Source organism: Klebsiella sp. JN_Kp126, from assembly GCF_033843325.1.
Lineage (GTDB): Bacteria > Pseudomonadota > Gammaproteobacteria > Enterobacterales > Enterobacteriaceae > Klebsiella > Klebsiella michiganensis.
This window is the reverse complement of sequence record NZ_JAWXQV010000042.1, coordinates 39,931-57,806: the sequence shown is the minus strand read 5'-3', so window position 1 is coordinate 57,806 and position 17,876 is coordinate 39,931. Positions and strand designations below refer to the sequence as shown.

Genomic DNA, 17,876 nt, shown 5'->3' with positions numbered 1-17,876 from the left:
GCCCGGCATTTCTGCCGGGCTTCTCACTTCTCTTTACTTACACATCGCGATAGGTGCCGAGCCGGTAGCCGCGCTCGGCAATCGCATACCTCAGCGACTCGGCGGTGAGCACGTCCAGTTCGGTCAGGCGCGGGTAGCAATAGGCGCTACCCATAATCGTGTTATCAACGAACGCCGGGTGGCACATCACCTCCAGCGATAGCTCATCACGCTGGATAGAGGCATCCAGGGTTTGCAGAAACAGCGCTTCCGAAACCCCTTCCCCGTAAAACTCGCTGGTAAACCCGTCGCTGCTGCGCGCCGCATCCTGCGCTAAACCTGACAGCGTCGCCAGCTGCCGATCGATCCGCAGCGCCACCCCCTTCTCGCGCGCAAAGGCCGCGACGATGGGGTAAATCTGCGCAATCATATGCACATGGTGATGGCTGTCGATATGCGTCGGCTCATGGCCAAACAGCTCGACAAAGCGCCGGTACTGGCACTCCAGCTCGTGCGCGATCTCATCCAGCGGCAGGCTATCCTCTTCCGCCATCTGCCAAATCCACTTACCGAGACGACCTTCGCGGGTTAAGCCCGGCATCGCCGACAGCGGTTCGCCCAGCGTCAGGACAAAGTGCATCCCCACCGCCAGCTCAGGGACGCAGCGGCTAAGCTGGGCAGCGTGGCCGATCGCCGCGCCGTTGACCAGCGCCGTCGTGGAGGTGACCAGACCGTTCTTGCAGGCTTCGATAATGCCGTAGTTTTGCCCTTTGCTGAGGCCAAAGTCATCGGCATTGACGATTAACACGCGTTCCATAAGCCGCTCCCGTTACTGTTTCAGTTTTTCGATAGTCGCCGCAAAGTTTGGCAGCCACTGCTCGTGCGCAAGGATCATCTCACGCGCCAGCTGTTCGGCGTCACGATCGGAGTGGATCAGCGGGCTCAGGTTAAGCGCCAGCAGCACGTCATCCAGTTTACCGCTGATTGCCGCTTCGCTGGCCGCGACTTCAAAGCCTTTAATGGTGTAAATCAGCCCCAGCACTTTTTCGTCGAAATGCGTGATGCGCGGCGTCGGTTTCGCACCGTCGCGACCCAGCGTACAGGTCATCTCGACCGCCCAGTCGGCCGGGATGTTATCCACGTGGCCATGGTGCGGCACGTTCACGTAATGTTCGGCCTGCTTATCATTATAAATGGCGTTAATCACTTCACAGGCCGCGTCGGAGTAATACGCCCCGCCGCGCTGTTCCAGCTCTTTTGGTTTAACGTTCAGATCCGGATCTTTGTACAGCTCAAACAGCTGTTTCTCAACCTTCTGCACCACCTGCGCGCGGGCGCCGCCTTTGTAGTACTCGCCCATTTCAATCGCCAGCATCTCTTTTGGCTTAAAGTAGTAGAGCAGATAGGAACAAGGGATCAGGCGCAGCGAACGGAGCAGCCCTTCGCTAAACGGCAAATCAAAGATATTTTTCACCGAGTTTGCGCTCAATCGACCCGACGCCACGCCGTCAAGCAGCTCGTCAAAGCGCGAAACGCCGTTGACCAGCACATCCCGCACGAACACCAGATGATTCAGACCAAACAGATCGATATTGAGCTCATCGCTCGGGCTCAGCTTCAGCACATCGGTGATAAACATCTTCATGCCGATAGGAATATTGCATACGCCGATAAAGCGCTTAAAGCCGGTATGACGATAAACCGCTTCGGTCACCATGCCCGCCGGGTTGGTAAAGTTAATCACCCAGGCGTTCGGACAGACTTCCTGCACATCTTTCACAATGTCAAAAATGACCGGAATGGTGCGCAGACCTTTAAACAGTCCACCCGCGCCGTTGGTTTCCTGGCCTAAATAGCCGTGGCTCAGCGGAATACGCTCATCCTTTTCGCGCGCCTTAAGCTGGCCGACGCGCAGCTGAGTAGTGACGAAATCTGCGCCTTCCAGCGCCGCGCGGCGATCGAGAGTCTTGTAGACTTTCATCGGGACGCCGGCTTTTTCCACCATGCGCTGGCACAGCGCGTGGATTATATCGAGCTTTTCCTGCCCTTCCGCGACGTCCACCAGCCACAGTTCGCTAATCGGCAGTTCATGGTAACGCTTCAGGAATCCTTCCAGTAATTCTGGGGTATAGCTGCTGCCGCCGCCGATAGTCACTACCTTCAATTTCTGGCTCATCTTTTTCTCCCTTGCGGATAGCGCGTATGCGGCACCCGCTCTCCGTTTAAATACGGACAGTTAATTTGAATATTTAGACCGCGCGGACTATTCCGCGCCCGGTTAATTAATACTGGTGAGGTGTTTCCGATAGCTGCTGGGGGTAAAGGAAGTCAGCTTCTTGAATGTTTTAATAAACAGACTTGGGCTACTGTACCCCGACTCATAGGCGATATCGGTCACCGAGTAGTTGGTTATCTCCAGCTGTTTTTTGGCGAAGTTGATGCGAATATCGTTAATCATCTGCATCGGCGTTTTGGCGTAATAACGCTGGGTCGCCCGGGTTAAGTATTCCTGAGTTTTCCCGGAAAGCTCGACCATATTTTCCAGCGCCCCCTCGCCAAATTTAAGCTTATCGTGCATACCCTCAACGGTATTTTTTAACCATTGCGGAATAACGTCTTCCGTAGGTTCTTCACGATAATGCCGCAAACGATTCAGGGTGTAAAAAGACACCAGCTCGATAAATTCGTCGAATTCAGTTTCGCGAAAATTCAGTGATGCAATAACCGACTCAATATAACTGAGAAAAGTACTTTTAACGGCATAGACCTGTGAGGCGACCAGACCAAACGGCAGCAGCGGCAGATAGTGTTTCTCAAAGAAACTTTTGCTGATGCCAACGTTAAGAATGCGCGTCGCACCAAATTCATAAAAACTCTGGTGATGCGACCCCATTGGGATGAAGACAAAATCCCCGCGCTCCAGCAGCACCCGCTTGCCATTAATAACCTGATAATAGCGCCCGGTTAAAACGATGGTGTACTCGTAGTAATCATGCTGGTGAAGCCCGCTTACGCTCTCCGTTTTGTTATAGATGACCACATGAAAGTTCTTGCCGTTAAAGAGTTGTTGCTCCCGGGCGGTACTGATTTCAGTGGTCATCATCTTTGGCTGCCTCATCGTGTCGATGACCTATTGTACCTTCTCGTGCAGCTCAATCAATTCGGCAACCAGCTCACGAGCCAGCATTGAGGTCATCAGATGATCCTGCGCATGAACCAGCACCAGGCTCACCTTCATTTTGCCTTCACCCTCATCGCTCTCAATCAGCTGCGTCTGCACAAGGTGCGCTTCGCTCAGCGCCATGCGCGACTGTTCCATCATCGTTTTCGCCGCCTCGAAATCTCCCTGCTTTGCCTGCTTCAGCGCGGCATAAGCCAGGCTGCGCGCTTGACCGGAGTTGATAATCAGCCCCATCACCACCTCTTCGAGGTCGTTTACCGCGGTCTCTTCTGCTGCGATGTTATCCAGATCAAACATAATGACTCCCTTATTTCCAGGACGGTACGGGAAATCTCCCGTACCGGCTCAATATTAGAATTTCAGTGCGTTAGCGATATCTTCTTCGCTCTCTTCCTGCTCAATGACGCCCTGCGCTTTGTTGGAAATCACCACAAACGGCAGGTAGACCAGGGTGGACACGGCAAGGTTGAACAGGGCCAGCAGCAGAGCGGCTACGCTACCGTTGGTGTTAAAGAAGGCGCCTAAACCGGTCGGCATGGTCCACGGCGCGATATTGGTAATCGGCGGAATGATGCCCAGGGTATAAGCCGTCATGGTGATAGCCGCCAGCAGAGGCTGAATCAGAATGAAGGGGATAAACATCACCGGGTTCATAATGATCGGCAGACCGAACAGGATTGGCTCGTTAATCTGGAAGATGCCTGACGGCAGCGCCAGTTTCGCCACCTGACGATGATCCTCACGACGTGAAGCGATAAAGATGGCGATGATTAAGCCCAGAGTCGCGCCGGTACCGCCAAGGAAGATGTAGGAATCCAGCATCGGCTTGGCCCACATATGGAAGCTCTTACCCGCGGCCAGCGCGGCCTCGACGGAACCGTACTGCTGGTAGGTTGCAATGTTTTCCAGCGCCCACGGCGTCATGATTCCGCTATCCAGCGCTGACAGCGCCAGCGACCCGTGTACGCCGAAGAACCACAGCAGCGAGGTGAAAATGACGTATGCCCAGCCTACGACGGCGCCCATTGAAGCCAGCGGCGTGGAGATAGTGTCCATGATGATCTGGTGGAAGTTAGTCCCCCAGTGGGTCAACGCCCAGGAGATAATCCCCATAATCGAGAGGATGATAAAGGCCGGGATGACCGCAGAGAATGAACGGGAAACCGAAGCCGGCACGCTGGACGGCAGCGTAATCACCCAGTTGCGATGCACGATAAAGGTGAACATCTCGGCAACGACCAGACCGATGACAATACCAGAAATGATATTGGCGCCGCCTAACCAGTTCGCACCCACGGCGTAGGCTTCACCGACGCTATAAGGCGTGACGGTCATAAATGCCGCAACGGCCAGTAAACCGGCGGCCATCGGGTCTACTCTCCGCTCCTCAGCTAAAGCTGAGCCAATAAAGAAAGGCGCCATGAGCGACATAATGCCAAGCGTACCGTTATAAACGTTACCGCCGATAGCTTTAAAACCGTTAAGCGTTTCTATTGTAGACGCATCCAGACGGATGCCCATTGAATAAAAGAATGAGCCGTCGCCAAAGCTCAAAAATACGTTGTTAATTAAAACAAACATCGCCCCGGCTAGCGTCAATGGCATTAACTTAATAAAGCCGTTTTTAATTGCATTGACGTGGGGCTGCCTTCCTATTTTGACGGCAAAAGGCAGGAGTACCTTTTCAAGCGAGTCAATCACTTTACTCATAATAAATACCCTTTAAGGCCGCAATATAGTCACTGCGGCAATGATAGATGAAATTACTCTTTGACGGGAAAATAAACTCTGGGTATTTCGGACAGCGAGCAGCTAAAACACACCCTCACGAAATTCTAACCGCTGCTATCCGAAATATGTCGAGTTTTAAAATAAAATTATTGTGCAGCAGCTTTCTTAATGGCCGCAACGGCCGCTTTCAGAACACCTAAACCATCGATCTTACCGTACAGAACAGAATCAATGACTTCTACGGGTTTATTTGGCAGTAAACGCTGAATGTCCGGCAGCATATAGGAAATTTGTGGGCCTAATAATACGACATCCGCATCAGGTCCTTTTTCACCGGCTAAGGTCTCCGGAAATGCTTCAATAATCACCGGCACTTCATACTTCTCGGCCTGGGCACGCATTTTCGATACCAGCAGTGATGTCGACATCCCAGCAGAACAGAACAGGTAGATATGTTTCTTTTCCATGAACGCTTCCTCAATTTGTGTGACCCGGTCCTCTCTGCAGCATTGATGCCTGAGAGGCGGTAAGAGATGTTTCTTTGAATTAGTATTGTTTATGCATTGAGTATACGGCATCGATCGGCAGCAGGATAATTCCTCCTTGAACAGAATTGTCTCTCATTGACCTCGCGTTTTGACTGCCTTCACATTTCCCTCAAATAATTCGCGCAATTAAATAAGCATCAGAACTCATAAAAAAACCCGACCAATGGTCGGGCTTTCGTAGGAATCAGCACTATGGCGGGGCGTTACTTACTGTTGCGTGGGTCGGTATCGTACTCGGCGCAGGTCTGATAACCAGAATTCATCACGCGGCCGGTTTCATCCAGCGCAACGAAGTAGGTTTCAATTTTACCATCGCGTTGACCCAGGATATATGTCTGGCAGGTACCGCGCGCGTGGATCATGGTGACTTCTGATGAAGGTTTACCGGCAATTTGCGCAACCTGCGCGCGGGTCATGCCTTTCTTAACGTCTTTAACCACGGGTTGAGTAAACTGATCTTTCGTACGGTCGTAGGCCGTACACCCTGCCAGCAGGGTCAATACTGCTGCTGCGCCCAGAAATCCTGCAAAATGCTTGTTCATATACCATCCTCTTTTTTTTGGCGTGTTAATAAGCCTGGAATAAATATCGTTATTTTTCAAGCCGAAGGTGGAAATGAAGCGAAATTAAGAGCTTTCCAATAATAAATCCCCTCTTGTTGAGGTTGCCTGCTTTTGCTTCACTCAAAATTGTGATCCTTGTCGTTTTACCGGCAAAGAGGTAGGTTAAACCACTGCTGATTGGCAAACAGATTCACTTCCCGGAGGGCGCAATGACGCTACAACAAGAGATTATTCAGGCGCTGGGCGCAAAACCCCAGATCGATGTCGAAGCCGAGATACGCCGCAGCGTAGACTTTTTGAAGGCCTATCTTCAGAGATACCCTTTTATTAAATCACTGGTCCTCGGCATCAGCGGCGGCCAGGATTCAACGCTAACCGGTAAATTGTGTCAGTTAGCCATCAACGAACTGCGTGCCGAAACCGGTGACAGCAGCCTGCAGTTTATTGCCGTGCGCCTGCCCTACGGCGTGCAGGCGGATGAGCAGGACTGCCAGGACGCTATCGCTTTTATTCAGCCGGATCGCGTATTAACGGTCAATATCAAAGGCGCCGTGCTGGCCAGCGAACAGGCGCTGCGCGAGGCCGGGATTGAACTTAGCGACTTTGTTCGCGGTAACGAAAAAGCCCGCGAACGCATGAAGGCGCAGTACAGCATCGCCGGAATGACCCACGGCGTCGTGGTGGGTACCGACCATGCGGCGGAAGCCATTACCGGATTCTTCACTAAATACGGTGATGGCGGTACGGATATTAACCCTATCTTTCGCCTTAACAAACGCCAGGGCAAACAGCTGCTGGCCCAGCTAGGCTGCCCGGAGCATCTGTATAAAAAGCTGCCGACCGCCGATCTTGAGGACGACCGCCCCTCCCTGCCGGACGAAGTGGCGCTGGGCGTGACCTACGAAAATATCGATGATTATCTGGAAGGCAAAGCGCTGGATGAGAAAATTGCGAAAACGATTGAAGGCTGGTATTTGAAAACCGAGCATAAACGCCGACCGCCGATTACGGTCTTCGACGACTTCTGGAAAAAGTAATTCGCCTCTCCCCCTCCGCCCCGACCCGGTTCGGGGCGATTTTTTATCCTTTTCGCCTCTTCCTTCGGCTGCTATACTGGATAAATAACCAGCATCAGGAGCAAAAGTGGCAAGAAGGCAATCCGCCCCGCGTCTCGAATTTGAAGCGGCGGCAATTTATGAGTATCCCGAACATCTGCGACCGTGGCTTGAGGCTTTGCCCAGGCAGCCGGGGGTGTATCTGTTCCACGGCGAAAGCGATACCCTACCGCTCTATATCGGGAAAAGCGTGAATATCCGCAGCCGGGTGTTGTCGCATCTGCGCACGCCCGACGAAGCGGCGATGCTGCGCCAGTCCCGGCGCATTACCTGGCAACGAACGGCGGGAGAGCTGGGCGCACTCTTATTAGAGGCACAGCTCATTAAAGAACAGCAGCCGCTATTCAATAAGCGTCTGCGGCAAAACCGACAGCTATGTTCATTACGCCTGGCTGACGCCCGTCCGCAGGTGGTGTACGCCAGCGAGCTGGATTTTTCCCTGCAAAGCGATCTCTATGGTCTTTTTGCCAACCGCCGCGCGGCGCTGCAGGCGCTGCAAAAAATTGCCGACGAGCATCGCCTGTGCTACGGATTAATGGGCCTCGAGCCGCTCAACCGCGGGCGGGCCTGCTTTCGTTCGGCGCTCGGCCGCTGCGCGGGCGCCTGTTGCGGAAAAGAGAGCGTTGAAACACACCAGCAGCGTCTGGTCGACAATATGCAAAAGATGCAGCTGGTATGCTGGCCCTGGGCCGGGGCGATCGCGCTGGAAGAGAGCAGCGAGGATATGACCCAATACCACATTATTCAAAACTGGCTTTGGCTTGGCGCGGTAGAGTCTCTGTCGCAGGCGTCATCACTCACGCGCCTGTCGGCCAAATTTGACCATGACGGTTATAAAATATTGTGTAAGCCGCTGCTCAGCGGCCGCTATAAGCTCCATCCTCTGTGAGGCGAATGTCAGCCCCGATGCGCTATCGGGGCAATTACCAGCCGCCCCCGCCGCCGCCGCCCGAGCCGCCTCCGGATGAACCGCCTCCGGAGGAACCGGAGCCGCTGTAACCTGAACCTGATGATGAACCGCTCCCTGAACCGCTATCCGGCGTTGACATAGAGGCGGTTCGGCAGGCTTCGCTGAAGTGGTGGACGCTTCCCCAGTCGGCGCCGGCAAACGCATGCGACACGGCGCCTGTACTACTCAGGTAGTGGGCAAAGGTATTTGCCCATGTTTTCCCTACGCCAAGCGCCAGGGCAACCGGCAGCAGCGCTTCAAAATGGGAAATCATCTGCTCAGGCGGATAGATAATCTGATAACGATGCTTTTCGGCGGTGCCCAGATAGCGCATCAATCCTTTCGCGATAGCCAGTTCATCAAGCCCGCGCTGCGTATAGCGAGGCGTTTTCCAGGCAACGAAAACGCACAGCACCAGCGCGGCAATAAGCGCGCCAATGTATCCTGACGGAAGCTGGGTGATGGGCAGTATACCAAAGAGAAAAATCCCGCCTCCCAGCGTCGCGAAGGGGCCGAAGATCGCCAAAAAAAAGAGCGGCACCGGCCCCCAGGCACGCCACATTTCCCGCGGGCGGCATATAAAGCGCAGCAAACAGGCGAGCATCGCTCCGCCAATCAGCATAAAAACCGCGGCCGGTATCGTCAGCAGCGCGGCCTCCGTATTAACCCAAAGACCGCAGGCCACCGGCACCAACAGCGCAATGTAGATGCAGCGCCGCAGCGGCTGCCCCCATTTGCGAAATAATTTATCCCGCTGCGCTTCACAACGCTTTTCCTGCTCTGCACGCGCTGTCTGCATCGATCGCTGATGGGCCTTGCTGAGATCGATATTTTTTTGTTTACCTTTAAAGAGCGTACTTAATAGCTGCCTGTCATCATAGTTTAATTGCCGGTTTCCCTCGACGGGCAAACGGGTCAGCCGCTGTTTTACGCCGGCGTTCGCAAGCCACGGGTTAGGGGTGTGTTGACTGTCCCCGCTGACCGCCATTCCGCGTTTAGCCACCAGCGCTAATAAATCGCTACTAAAAGCCACATCATCATATTTACGCCGGGTGATAAAACGCAGGTAGCCCGGAGACATGCCGGGAGGCGGCGAATAAAGCGCAACGACCGGCGGCATTTTTAGTCCGGCTTTGGTGACGTTTTTTCGCCACCACATCAGGTAATAAGCGGCCATCAGCAGCAGAGGTAGCCAGACCACGCTGGTTTTTAGGGTGGGGATAAGGAGATGCACAAGCGGCAAAGCGGCCTCCGGCGCCGGAGCGTCGGCAAGGATCGACCGAGGCCAGGTATAGACAACGGTCAACCCCTCCCCCCGCGCCAGAGGCCGCAGGGTGCGTACGCTACCGTCAGGAAGCACCTGCGCGTTGTGTTCTTTCGCCCCTGCGACGCCGGTATAAACATCAAGCGATCGCACTCTGGCGTCCTTAGCGTCGGCGTTGAGATTTCCGGCGGCGTCCGGCAGTTCAAGACGAAAGCTGGCCTTGCTGATAGGCCACGCCCAGTCATTGCCCGTCACGTTCCAGTAAAGCTCATCCCATTCGGGGAAGCGGCTGAAATGGTTGCTGATTTGATAGCGAATCTCGTAGTTATAGATCCCTGGTTTCAGGACCCGTTCGCCGCTGCCAATGCGTACCGTCAGGTTTTTTTCTGCTTCATCAAGGCTAAACGGCTCAGGCACGCCATCGCGCGACACCGACTCGATCGCGTAATACACGCGAAAGATCTTGCCGTCCTGGCGGTTCCAGGTCAGGGGCAGCGTACGGAAAATCCCCCGCCGAATCTGCCTGCCCAGAGAAAGTACTTTGATATTTTCCCGCATCTCCATGCTACCGTCCGGGTTAAAGCGCGCCCGGGCATCGAAAGAGAGGATATGTTCATACGCTGGAATAGCGTCAGCGGGAAGCTGGGAAGCATCCTTGATGATGATCATGTCGCCGGCGGCAAAAGCTGCGCTGATGTTCAGAAGCAGCAGCAGGACGAGGGTGCGCAGCCCCCGAAAAAGCAAATTCGCCATTTAATCACGCCATCCGCGATGATTTAGCTTCTTCTGGTGAGTCCAGCTCGAAGAAAACTTCCGTTTGAAAATTAAACAGTCGCGCCAGCAGCAGGCTGGGGAAAGACTCGACCAGGATATTGAAATCGCGCACCGTACCGTTGAAGTAGCGGCGAGCCATCTGCAGCTGCTCTTCTATTTCGCTGAGAGATTGCTGTAAGGCAAGGTAGTTTTCGCTGGCTTTAAGTTCCGGGTACGCTTCGCCAAGCGCGAAAACGCGCCCTAGCGTACCAGAGTACTGGCGTTCGCTATCGGCGATCTGTCGGGTACTGCCGACCAGTTCGCTGCGCTGGCGGGAGATCTCTTCCAGCAGTTCTTTTTCATGCTGCGCATAGCGTTTCACCAGGCTCAGCAGATTCGGCGCCAGGTCGTGGCGGCGCTTAAGCTGTACGGCAATGCCGCTCCAGGCTTCGTCTTTGAAACGTCGCAGGGAGATAAAGCGGTTATAGGTCATCACGACCCAGATGAGGACGACAACGAGGACGGCGAGGCCGATATACATTTCCATATGCAAGATCCATGAGCAGAGTAGGCTTTAGACCAGGACACCAGAGTCCGTGGCGATGGCACTCATACTGGCACATTCGTCCCTGCCGGGTAAATCAGCTTGTCGCTACAGATAAAGAAAAACCGCCGGTCCTGCCCAAAGCCTGTTGGCGTTATTGGGCAAGACCGGCGGTCTTAAGTCAGCGCGCTGAGTTATTCAGCAGGTGCAGGCATTTTACCTTCCGGCGCTTTACGATCTGTCAGATGCTTCTCAAAATTGGCATTGAACTGCTTTTTCTGTTCCGGCGTCAGAATGTTGTAAATCTTATTCTGGGTTTCCAGACGAGCCAGCGCCATCTCTTTATGCTGGGCTTCCATCTTATCAATCTGCGCTTCCGCTTTTGCCTTATCGAAGGTATCGCTGGCTACCAGCTCATGCATCGCGCGGCGCTCATCCAGGGACGGACGCTTCATGTTGTCGCGCTGGCTCTTCATAATGTCGCGGATTTGCGTTTTCTGCGCATCGGTCAGGTTCAGCCCTTTAAACATCATTTCATGTGGGCCCGCAGGTCCGCGCTTATGATGCATCATCGGCGCGTTATCGGTTGGGGTTGCAGTAGCGTCAGCCGCGTGGGCCAGGTTAGCCGCGCCCAGAGCCAGAGTAGAGGCAACAAACAGTGCAGTAATCTTCTTCATAGTTCAATCCTTACTTTGCGTTATTCTTACGGCGCGTTGCCGTGTTGACGAGATTAACTTTACGACGTTTATCGTCAATTAATCAGAGCAAGCGTAAAACATTGAAAGTGTAAAAAACATTTTCTCGCCAATTATGGAGAAAATAAGGAAAATGAGGGAATAAATGCAATAAAAAATAAATAAGCAACTGTTTTATTGGGAAATTATGAAGATTATAAATCAGCAGAGATTAAAAACAAAGCATTTAACCAGGAATAATCTGCAATCAATGGACAGAGCACGAAAAAATAAGATGGCTGCGGAAAAATAAACGCTGAAATAAATGCCGCCGCCCGGACGGGCGACGGATTCACCGGAAGCGCTCCAGCATGAGCCCGGCGCGCTGGCCGAAGGCGACGCTGGGATTGGGAAACAAAACGTACTCTTGCTCCCTTTCCACTATGTAGCGGGTATCGCCATCCTCAGCAAGCAGCGTCCCGGCGGCAAACGGCGTAAAGTTCAGCGTCTGCGCCGACATATGCAGCCGGAAACTGTCGCTGCTGCGGGTAATTTGCTGTACCACCCTGTAGCGCAGCGGCGCGTGCGCCTCTTCCGCCGCCACTTCTCCCGCCAGCAGCAGCGACAGCGCGCGTTGAGTCGCCGCGAACAAGCGCAGATCGTTTTCGCCAAAAGGTAGCGCCTTGCCGAGCTCCAGCGTGCAGGAGCGCGCGCCGAAGCGTTCGCAGCTGAAATGGGTAAAAGTCCCGCCAGGCTGCTGATGAAACACCAGCGCCTCCAGCCCTGCCGCCCCTAACCAGCGCAAAAACGCTTCATCCCACGGCGTATCCCGCGCTGGCAGGACACCAAAGCGGGTATGCAGCGAACCGCGTATGGCGGTATGTAAATCCAGGTGCCAGCGCTCGCCGGGCGTCCCGGCATAAAATCGCGCCAGCGCATGCTCCAGCTGCCGGGCGCGAACGGTTTCATCGCTGGCGCTAAAAGCGCGCCATCGCTCGCCGAACATCCGGTTGATATCGCTGTGCATATAGCGCTTGTTGGCCCGCAGCGCCGGAGGGTTACCAAAGATCGCCAGCAGCCGCCAGCGGAGCGGTATTTCCCCACGAAACAGCTGCCGCAGCAGTAAATCGGTGATTTCGACCGGCGCGGTTTCATTGCCGTGAAGCCCGGATGACAAAACCAATGACCGATCGCAGGGTTCATGAGGAATGAGCTGCAAAATACCGCAGTCAATCCAGTGCCAGCGAAAATGCGCGGTTTGACCGTGGAAATGGTGGGGCAGACGCCCCGCCAGAGTAAGTGCCAGAAAGTCGTCCACGACGCCTCCTTATTGCTGAAACGGATACACTGAGCCCAGGCGCAGGATTTGCGTTAAGCGGTCGAGCGCCTCGCGGCCTTCGCGCAGCAGCTGCGGATCCGCGAGATCGACCTGGGTCAGGCGATCGCGATAGTAGCGGTCTACCCAGTCATTAAGGGTGGCGAACAGCGTATCGTTCATCATGACCGCCGGATTCACCGCCTGTCGCTCGTCCTCCGTCAGCACCACCCGCAGCCTCAGGCAGGCAGGGCCGCCGCCGTTGGCCATGCTTTCGCGCAGATCGTAAACCTGTAGCTCATCGATGGGGTTATCGCCCTCCACCAGCCGGTTCAGGTAGCGCCAGACGCCCGGGTGTTCCTGCGCTTCCAGCGGCAAAATCAGCCGCATCCCGCCTTCTTCTTTGCTTAGCAGCTGGCTGTTGAACAGATAGGTCGCCACCGCCTCTTCCACCGAAACCTGACTCGCCGGCACCACCAGCGGCGTAAAGCCGGAGACCTGCTGCGCCAGCTGCTGCAGGAGCTGCGGCTGGTCAACAAACGCCTGCTCGTGGCAAAACAGCACCTGCTGATTGCTTACCGCAATCACATCGTTATGAAACACGCCCTTATCAATCACCGCCGGATTTTGTCGGGCGAAAATCACCTGCCGGGGATTGACCTGATTCAGGCGGGCGACGGCCTGGCTGGCCTCGAGCGTCTGCCGCGCCGGGTAGCGCAGCGGATTATCTTCGCCCCCCTGCTGGCGGCCGTAAATAAACAGCTGCACGCCGGGCGCGCCGTAGTCGCCGCCGAGGCGGTTGTGGTTTGCCGCCCCTTCATCGCCGAACAGCGATACCTGGGGCAGCGCGCCGTGTACGGCAAACCGCTGCTCATCGGGGAAAATCGCCCGCAGCAGCGCTTCGGTGGTCGGCGCTTCGCTGGCGCGATGGAATTTATCGTTCAGGTTGGCGACGGTCAGATGCACCCGGCCATCCAGCGAATCGGCCGAGGGCGAGACCGTGGCGGCGTTAGCCACCCACATCGATGACGCGGAGCTGACCGCCGAGAGCAGTTCCGGCGCCTGGCGCGCCGCCTTTTCCAGCACCTGCTCATCGCTACCGCTAAAACCGATCTGCCGCAACAGCGGAATGTTTGGCCGCTCCTGCGGCGGGATCAGCGCCTGCGGATAGCCAGCATCCGCCAGCGCTTTCATTTTTTTCAGCCCCTGCTTTGCCGCCAGCTGCGGGTTCGACACCCGATAGCGGTGCTTCGTCGAGGCTTCGTTGCCGAAAGATAAACCCGCATAGTGGTGGGTCAGGCCCGGCAGCCCGTCAAAGTTCACTTCCCGGGCTTTCATTGTGATGTCTCCTTACGGAAATTCAGCCCGGGGCTGAGGGTTGCCGGCAGCGCCAGCTCCGGTGATTCGAGACTGGCCATCGGCCAGGCGCAATAATCCGCGGCGTACCACGCCCCCGGCCGGTGGTTACCGGAAGCGCCGGTACCGCCGAACGGCGCGGTGCTGGCGGCGCCGGTTAAGGGTTTGTTCCAGTTAACGATCCCGGCCCGCGCCTCCAGCAGCAGCTGGTCGAATTTGTCGCGTTCGGCGGAGATCAGCCCGCAGGAAAGCCCGAAACGGGTCGCGTTAGCGAGGGCAATCGCCTCATCGAAATGGTCATAGCGCCAGACGCAGAGCAGCGGCCCGAAGACCTCTTCGTCGGCCACCTGCGCCACCGCGCTCATCTCGATAATACCCGGCGTCAGCAGCGAGGTTCCGGCCTGCAGCAGGCGCGGCTCCAGCAGGGTTTTTCCGCCGCTGGCCACGTGGGCCAGCCAGGCCTGATGTACCTTTTGCGCGGCCTGCGCTGAAATTAACCCGCCGAGGAACGGCTGAGGTTCAGCGTCCCACGCGTCGGGAATCAGCGTTTGTGACACCGTCACAAGCCGCTGAAGAAACGCATCGCCGGCCTCGCCGCGTTTTACCAGCAGCCGCCGCGCGCAGGTACAGCGCTGTCCGGCAGTAATAAACGCCGACTGAATGGTCAGATGGACCGCGGCGTCGATATCCTGTGGGTCATCGACGATCAGCGGGTTGTTGCCGCCCATCTCAAGAGCGAGAATTTTTTCCGGCTGCCCGGCAAGCTGGCGATGAAGTTGAAAACCCGTCGCAGAGCTGCCGGTAAATAGCAGGCCGTCGATGTCCGCCTGGCCGCTCAGCGCTTCGCCGGTTTCCCGCCCGCCCTGGAGCAGGTTAAGCACGCCCGGCGGCAGGCCGGCTTCGGCCCATAGCTTCACCACCGCCTCTCCGCTTTGAGGCGTCAGCTCGCTGGGTTTGAATACCACGGTATTTCCCGCCAGCAGCGCCGGAACGATATGCCCGTTAGGCAAATGTCCGGGAAAATTGTAGGGGCCAAAGACCGCCAGCACGCCGTGTGGCCGATGGCGCAGCGTCGCCTCTCCGTCCGCCATCGCGGTCTGCGCTTCCCCCGTACGGCTATGATACGCGTTCACCGAAATGGCGATTTTGTTGATCATCGCGGTAATTTCCGTTGCCGCTTCCCAGCGCGGTTTGCCGGTCTCCTGGGCGATAATCCGGGTTAATTCGCCTTTGTTTGCTTCCAGTAACGAAGCAAATTTTTCCGCTATCGCTTTCCGGGCGGCAAACGGCTGACGCGCCCACGCGGGAAACGCCGCGCGCGCCGCGGTGACCGCCAGCGCCACCTGCCCGGCATCGGCATCGTTGCCCTGCCACAGCAGCGCCTGGCTTACCGGGTTATGTTTACTACGGGCCGGGCCGCGACCGCTTTGCCAGTCGCCGTTAATCCATAAACTCATGATTTTTTCTCCTCAGGGCACAGACGAACCAGGCGAATCTGGTCGCCAGGGTGGCATTTCAGGGCATCCAGCTCGCGCGCGCTTAGCACCAGGCGGTCGCTCTCCGGGTCGGCGTGAACCAGCATGGCGCGAAACTGCTGGTACTGCTCATTAGCAACCAGACAGGCCGGCCACTCGCCCGGCGCGGGCTGGCCTTCAACGACGGTGACCAGCCGGCTTTTGCGAATGGCCCGCACCCGGTCAATTTCGCACTCCAGCGTCGGGCCGCCGTCGAAGATATCGACGTAGTTGAGATAGCGAAATCCCTCTTTCTCCAGCACCGCGCGTGCCGGCGCGGTTTGCGGATGGACCTCGCCGATGACCGCTCGCGCTTCGTCGCTTAAAAAGTCGATATACAGCGGGTGCTTCGGCATCAGCGCGGCGATAAACGCCTTCTGTCCGGTGCCGCACAGGTAGTCGGCGCGGGAGAACTCCATCGCGAAGAAGCGTTTCCCGAGACTCTCCCAGAACGGCGAGTAGCCGTGTTCGTCAATGACGCCGCGCATTTCCGCCACGACCTTATCGTTGAAACGTTCGCGAAAGGCGGCCATAAACAGAAAACGCGATTTCGACAGCAGATAGCCGTTGCCCTCTTTACGCCATTTTGGATCCAGGAACAGCGTACACAGTTCGCTGCTGCCGGTATGGTCGTTACTGAGAAACAGCGTCGGCAGGGCGTTGTAGACGTTAAGCTCTTTCGATGCGTGCACCTGGGTACCGACGCGATAGTTGTACCAGGGGTCGTTAAGCCCCACGGCCACCTCAATGGCGCAAATTCCCGCTACCGCGCCGCTGGCGCAGTCCTCAAGAACGAACACATAACCCTGCTCGCTTTTCGGCAGCTCGCCGCGCCAGGTCATCTGCGAACGTTCAATGCGCGCGGCCAGCGTGGCTTCATCGGCCGGCAGCGACGTCAGGCCGCCGCCGGTCTCGCCCGCCAGGGTCATTAGCCCCGGCAGATCGCCTTTTTCTACAGGACGGATCACCATCATGATGAGACCCCCGCGAGAAAGCGTTTGCAGGCCAGTTCGAAGCGATCCAGCCCGGCGTTGATCTCTTCTTCGCTGATAATCAGCGCCGGAGCGAAACGCACCACGTTGGCGCCGGCGATCAGCATCATCAGCCCCTCTTCCGCCGCTTCGTTACTGATGGTCTTCGCCTTGCCGGCATATTCATCCTTCAGCACGCAGCCGATAAGCAGCCCCAGGCCGCGAATCTCTTTAAACAGGCCGTAACGCGCGTTAATCGCGTTGAGCCGTTCGCAGAACCATTGATGGCGCTGCTTAACGCCGCTGAGCACTTCGCGGGTATTGACGATGGCAAACACTTCTCCCGCCACCGCGCAGGCCAGCGGGTTGCCGCCGTAGGTCGTGCCGTGGGAGCCGACGGTCATCACGCTGGCGCAGCGCTCCGATGCCAGCAGCGCGCCGATCGGGAAACCGCCGCCCAGCGCTTTCGCGGTGGAAAGCACGTCCGGCGTCACGCCGTAGTGCATATAGGCGTACAGCTCCCCGGTACGGCCGACGCCGGTCTGGACTTCGTCGAAAATCAGCAGCGCGTTGTGCTCATCGCACAGTTCACGCAGGCCGCGCAGGAAGTCCGCATCCGCAGGCACGACGCCGCCTTCACCCTGCATTGGTTCAACGATCACCGCGCAGGTATTGTCGTCGATCAGCGCCTTTGCCGAGTCGAGGTCGTTATAGATGGCGTGCTGAATCTGCGGCGGCAGCGGCGCAAAATCCTGCGAATAGGCCGGCTGGCCGCCAGCGGAAACGGTAAACAGCGTGCGGCCGTGGAAGGCATTCTTGAACGCCACGATGCCGCTTTTCTCACTGCCGAAACGATCGTGGGCATATTTGCGCGCCAGTTTTAGCGCCGCTTCGTTGGCTTCGGCCCCGGAGTTACAGAAAAAGACCCGGTCGGCAAAAGTGGCGTCAATCAGCTGCTTAGCCAGACGCAATACCGGCTCATTGGTATAGCCGTTACCGGTATGCCAGAACTTTTCCGCCTGCCCGGTCAGCGCCTTAACCAGCCGAGGATGAGCGTGGCCGAGGGCGTTCACCGCAATGCCGCCGGCAAAATCGATATACTCTTTTCCCTGCTGATCCCACAGGCGTGACCCCTCGCCGCGTACCGGAATAAAAGCCGCTGGCGCGTATACAGGCATCATCCATTCATCAAAGTTGCTACGCGTAATTGACTGAGACATATCGACCTCTTCCGGTAAATAAAAAGTTTAAATAATGTTAATGAATATGGTTATTACGCTGTAAATGTAGATTGCACGGTTCGTGCCAGCCAGAGGTAAAAATGCATAAATCGAGGTCGTCAACGAAATATCAATAAGTTACGAAAGAACGCTATTCACATAAAATGCATAAAAAGTGAATAAAAATACTAAAAGAGGC

At 56.1% G+C, this 17,876-nt stretch carries 17 protein-coding genes; 2 read left to right on the top strand and 15 right to left on the bottom strand.

The features are described 5' to 3' along the window. Positions 1-37: 37 nt before the first annotated feature. The 7 genes from chbG to osmE all read right to left on the bottom strand — a co-directional run bounded on the left by chbG (position 38) and on the right by osmE (position 5,981). Entirely contained in the window at positions 38-796 is a 759-nt protein-coding gene (gene chbG, locus SIK97_RS03180; protein ID WP_032749478.1) for a chitin disaccharide deacetylase, read from the bottom strand. Between the two features lie 12 nt (positions 797-808). Continuing rightward, positions 809-2,155: a 6-phospho-beta-glucosidase gene (locus SIK97_RS03175; RefSeq protein WP_009653470.1), complete on the bottom strand. Its 1,347-nt coding sequence runs from the start codon at positions 2,153-2,155 to the stop codon at positions 809-811. A 102-nt stretch (positions 2,156-2,257) separates the two neighbouring features. After that, entirely contained in the window at positions 2,258-3,097 is an 840-nt protein-coding gene (gene chbR / locus SIK97_RS03170; protein WP_071532282.1) for a transcriptional regulator ChbR, read from the bottom strand. Positions 3,098-3,109: 12 nt separating this feature from the next. Next, on the bottom strand, positions 3,110-3,457 hold the full coding sequence (gene chbA / locus SIK97_RS03165) for a PTS N,N'-diacetylchitobiose transporter subunit IIA (RefSeq protein ID WP_004850090.1): 348 nt from the start codon (positions 3,455-3,457) through the stop codon (positions 3,110-3,112). 54 nt (positions 3,458-3,511) lie between these two features. Beyond that, positions 3,512-4,870 carry a PTS N,N'-diacetylchitobiose transporter subunit IIC gene (chbC, locus tag SIK97_RS03160; RefSeq protein WP_004850089.1) on the bottom strand — a complete coding sequence of 453 codons (1,359 nt, stop codon included), beginning with the start codon at positions 4,868-4,870 and terminating at the stop codon, positions 3,512-3,514. Between the two features lie 167 nt (positions 4,871-5,037). Next, positions 5,038-5,358 (bottom strand): PTS N,N'-diacetylchitobiose transporter subunit IIB, encoded by a 321-nt coding sequence (chbB, locus tag SIK97_RS03155; protein ID WP_004101340.1) that lies wholly within the window; start codon positions 5,356-5,358, stop codon positions 5,038-5,040. Between the two features lie 284 nt (positions 5,359-5,642). Continuing rightward, the gene (osmE, locus tag SIK97_RS03150; protein WP_004850085.1) at positions 5,643-5,981 is read right to left on the bottom strand and encodes an osmotically-inducible lipoprotein OsmE; all 339 of its coding nucleotides are present in this window, start codon (positions 5,979-5,981) and stop codon (positions 5,643-5,645) included. Positions 5,982-6,211: 230 nt separating this feature from the next. Here osmE and nadE point away from each other — a divergent pair, with 230 nt between their 5' ends. Continuing rightward, the gene (gene nadE / locus SIK97_RS03145) at positions 6,212-7,039 is read left to right on the top strand and encodes an ammonia-dependent NAD(+) synthetase (RefSeq protein ID WP_004850083.1); all 828 of its coding nucleotides are present in this window, start codon (positions 6,212-6,214) and stop codon (positions 7,037-7,039) included. Between the two features lie 106 nt (positions 7,040-7,145). Next, on the top strand, positions 7,146-8,006 hold the full coding sequence (cho, locus tag SIK97_RS03140; RefSeq protein WP_032749480.1) for an excinuclease Cho: 861 nt from the start codon (positions 7,146-7,148) through the stop codon (positions 8,004-8,006). Positions 8,007-8,040: 34 nt separating this feature from the next. Here cho and SIK97_RS03135 read toward each other — a convergent pair whose 3' ends face one another. The 8 genes from SIK97_RS03135 to SIK97_RS03100 all read right to left on the bottom strand — a co-directional run bounded on the left by SIK97_RS03135 (position 8,041) and on the right by SIK97_RS03100 (position 17,677). Then, positions 8,041-10,083 carry a DUF2207 domain-containing protein gene (locus SIK97_RS03135; RefSeq protein ID WP_057173379.1) on the bottom strand — a complete coding sequence of 681 codons (2,043 nt, stop codon included), beginning with the start codon at positions 10,081-10,083 and terminating at the stop codon, positions 8,041-8,043. 4 nt (positions 10,084-10,087) lie between these two features. Further along, entirely contained in the window at positions 10,088-10,630 is a 543-nt protein-coding gene (locus SIK97_RS03130) for a LemA family protein (protein WP_057173381.1), read from the bottom strand. Between the two features lie 191 nt (positions 10,631-10,821). Continuing rightward, positions 10,822-11,304, bottom strand: a complete 483-nt coding sequence (gene spy / locus SIK97_RS03125; protein ID WP_014228981.1) for an ATP-independent periplasmic protein-refolding chaperone Spy — start codon at positions 11,302-11,304, stop codon at positions 10,822-10,824. A 349-nt stretch (positions 11,305-11,653) separates the two neighbouring features. Then, a complete protein-coding gene (astE, locus tag SIK97_RS03120; protein WP_047724034.1) occupies positions 11,654-12,619 on the bottom strand; it encodes a succinylglutamate desuccinylase in 966 nt (321 codons plus the stop codon). A gap of 9 nt (positions 12,620-12,628) precedes the next feature. Then, positions 12,629-13,954: an N-succinylarginine dihydrolase gene (gene astB / locus SIK97_RS03115; protein ID WP_009653522.1), complete on the bottom strand. Its 1,326-nt coding sequence runs from the start codon at positions 13,952-13,954 to the stop codon at positions 12,629-12,631. Next, positions 13,951-15,429 (bottom strand): succinylglutamate-semialdehyde dehydrogenase, encoded by a 1,479-nt coding sequence (gene astD, locus SIK97_RS03110; protein ID WP_047724036.1) that lies wholly within the window; start codon positions 15,427-15,429, stop codon positions 13,951-13,953. The genes astB and astD overlap by 4 nt, the downstream gene beginning before the upstream one ends. Continuing rightward, positions 15,426-16,460, bottom strand: coding sequence for an arginine N-succinyltransferase (gene astA, locus SIK97_RS03105; RefSeq protein ID WP_014228978.1), 1,035 nt, complete (start codon positions 16,458-16,460; stop codon positions 15,426-15,428). Before astA ends, astD begins: the two co-directional genes overlap by 4 nt. Next, on the bottom strand, positions 16,457-17,677 hold the full coding sequence (locus tag SIK97_RS03100; protein ID WP_057173383.1) for an aspartate aminotransferase family protein: 1,221 nt from the start codon (positions 17,675-17,677) through the stop codon (positions 16,457-16,459). Before SIK97_RS03100 ends, astA begins: the two co-directional genes overlap by 4 nt. Positions 17,678-17,876 lie beyond the last annotated feature (199 nt).

Bases quoted from the DNA above. Each gene is read 5' to 3' on its own strand.
- nadE (WP_004850083.1), top strand. From the start codon at position 6,212: ATGACGCTACAACAAGAGATTATTCAGGCGCTGGGCGCAAAACCCCAG.
- chbC (WP_004850089.1), bottom strand. From the start codon at position 4,870: ATGAGTAAAGTGATTGACTCGCTTGAAAAGGTACTCCTGCCTTTTGCC.
- osmE (WP_004850085.1), bottom strand. From the start codon at position 5,981: ATGAACAAGCATTTTGCAGGATTTCTGGGCGCAGCAGCAGTATTGACC.
- astA (WP_014228978.1), bottom strand. From the start codon at position 16,460: ATGATGGTGATCCGTCCTGTAGAAAAAGGCGATCTGCCGGGGCTAATG.
- astB (WP_009653522.1), bottom strand. From the start codon at position 13,954: ATGAAAGCCCGGGAAGTGAACTTTGACGGGCTGCCGGGCCTGACCCAC.
- astD (WP_047724036.1), bottom strand. From the start codon at position 15,429: ATGAGTTTATGGATTAACGGCGACTGGCAAAGCGGTCGCGGCCCGGCC.
- SIK97_RS03100 (WP_057173383.1), bottom strand. From the start codon at position 17,677: ATGTCTCAGTCAATTACGCGTAGCAACTTTGATGAATGGATGATGCCT.
- chbR (WP_071532282.1), bottom strand. From the start codon at position 3,097: ATGAGGCAGCCAAAGATGATGACCACTGAAATCAGTACCGCCCGGGAG.
- chbG (WP_032749478.1), bottom strand. From the start codon at position 796: ATGGAACGCGTGTTAATCGTCAATGCCGATGACTTTGGCCTCAGCAAA.
- spy (WP_014228981.1), bottom strand. From the start codon at position 11,304: ATGAAGAAGATTACTGCACTGTTTGTTGCCTCTACTCTGGCTCTGGGC.
- chbB (WP_004101340.1), bottom strand. From the start codon at position 5,358: ATGGAAAAGAAACATATCTACCTGTTCTGTTCTGCTGGGATGTCGACA.
- SIK97_RS03135 (WP_057173379.1), bottom strand. From the start codon at position 10,083: ATGGCGAATTTGCTTTTTCGGGGGCTGCGCACCCTCGTCCTGCTGCTG.
- SIK97_RS03130 (WP_057173381.1), bottom strand. From the start codon at position 10,630: ATGGAAATGTATATCGGCCTCGCCGTCCTCGTTGTCGTCCTCATCTGG.
- SIK97_RS03175 (WP_009653470.1), bottom strand. From the start codon at position 2,155: ATGAGCCAGAAATTGAAGGTAGTGACTATCGGCGGCGGCAGCAGCTAT.
- chbA (WP_004850090.1), bottom strand. From the start codon at position 3,457: ATGTTTGATCTGGATAACATCGCAGCAGAAGAGACCGCGGTAAACGAC.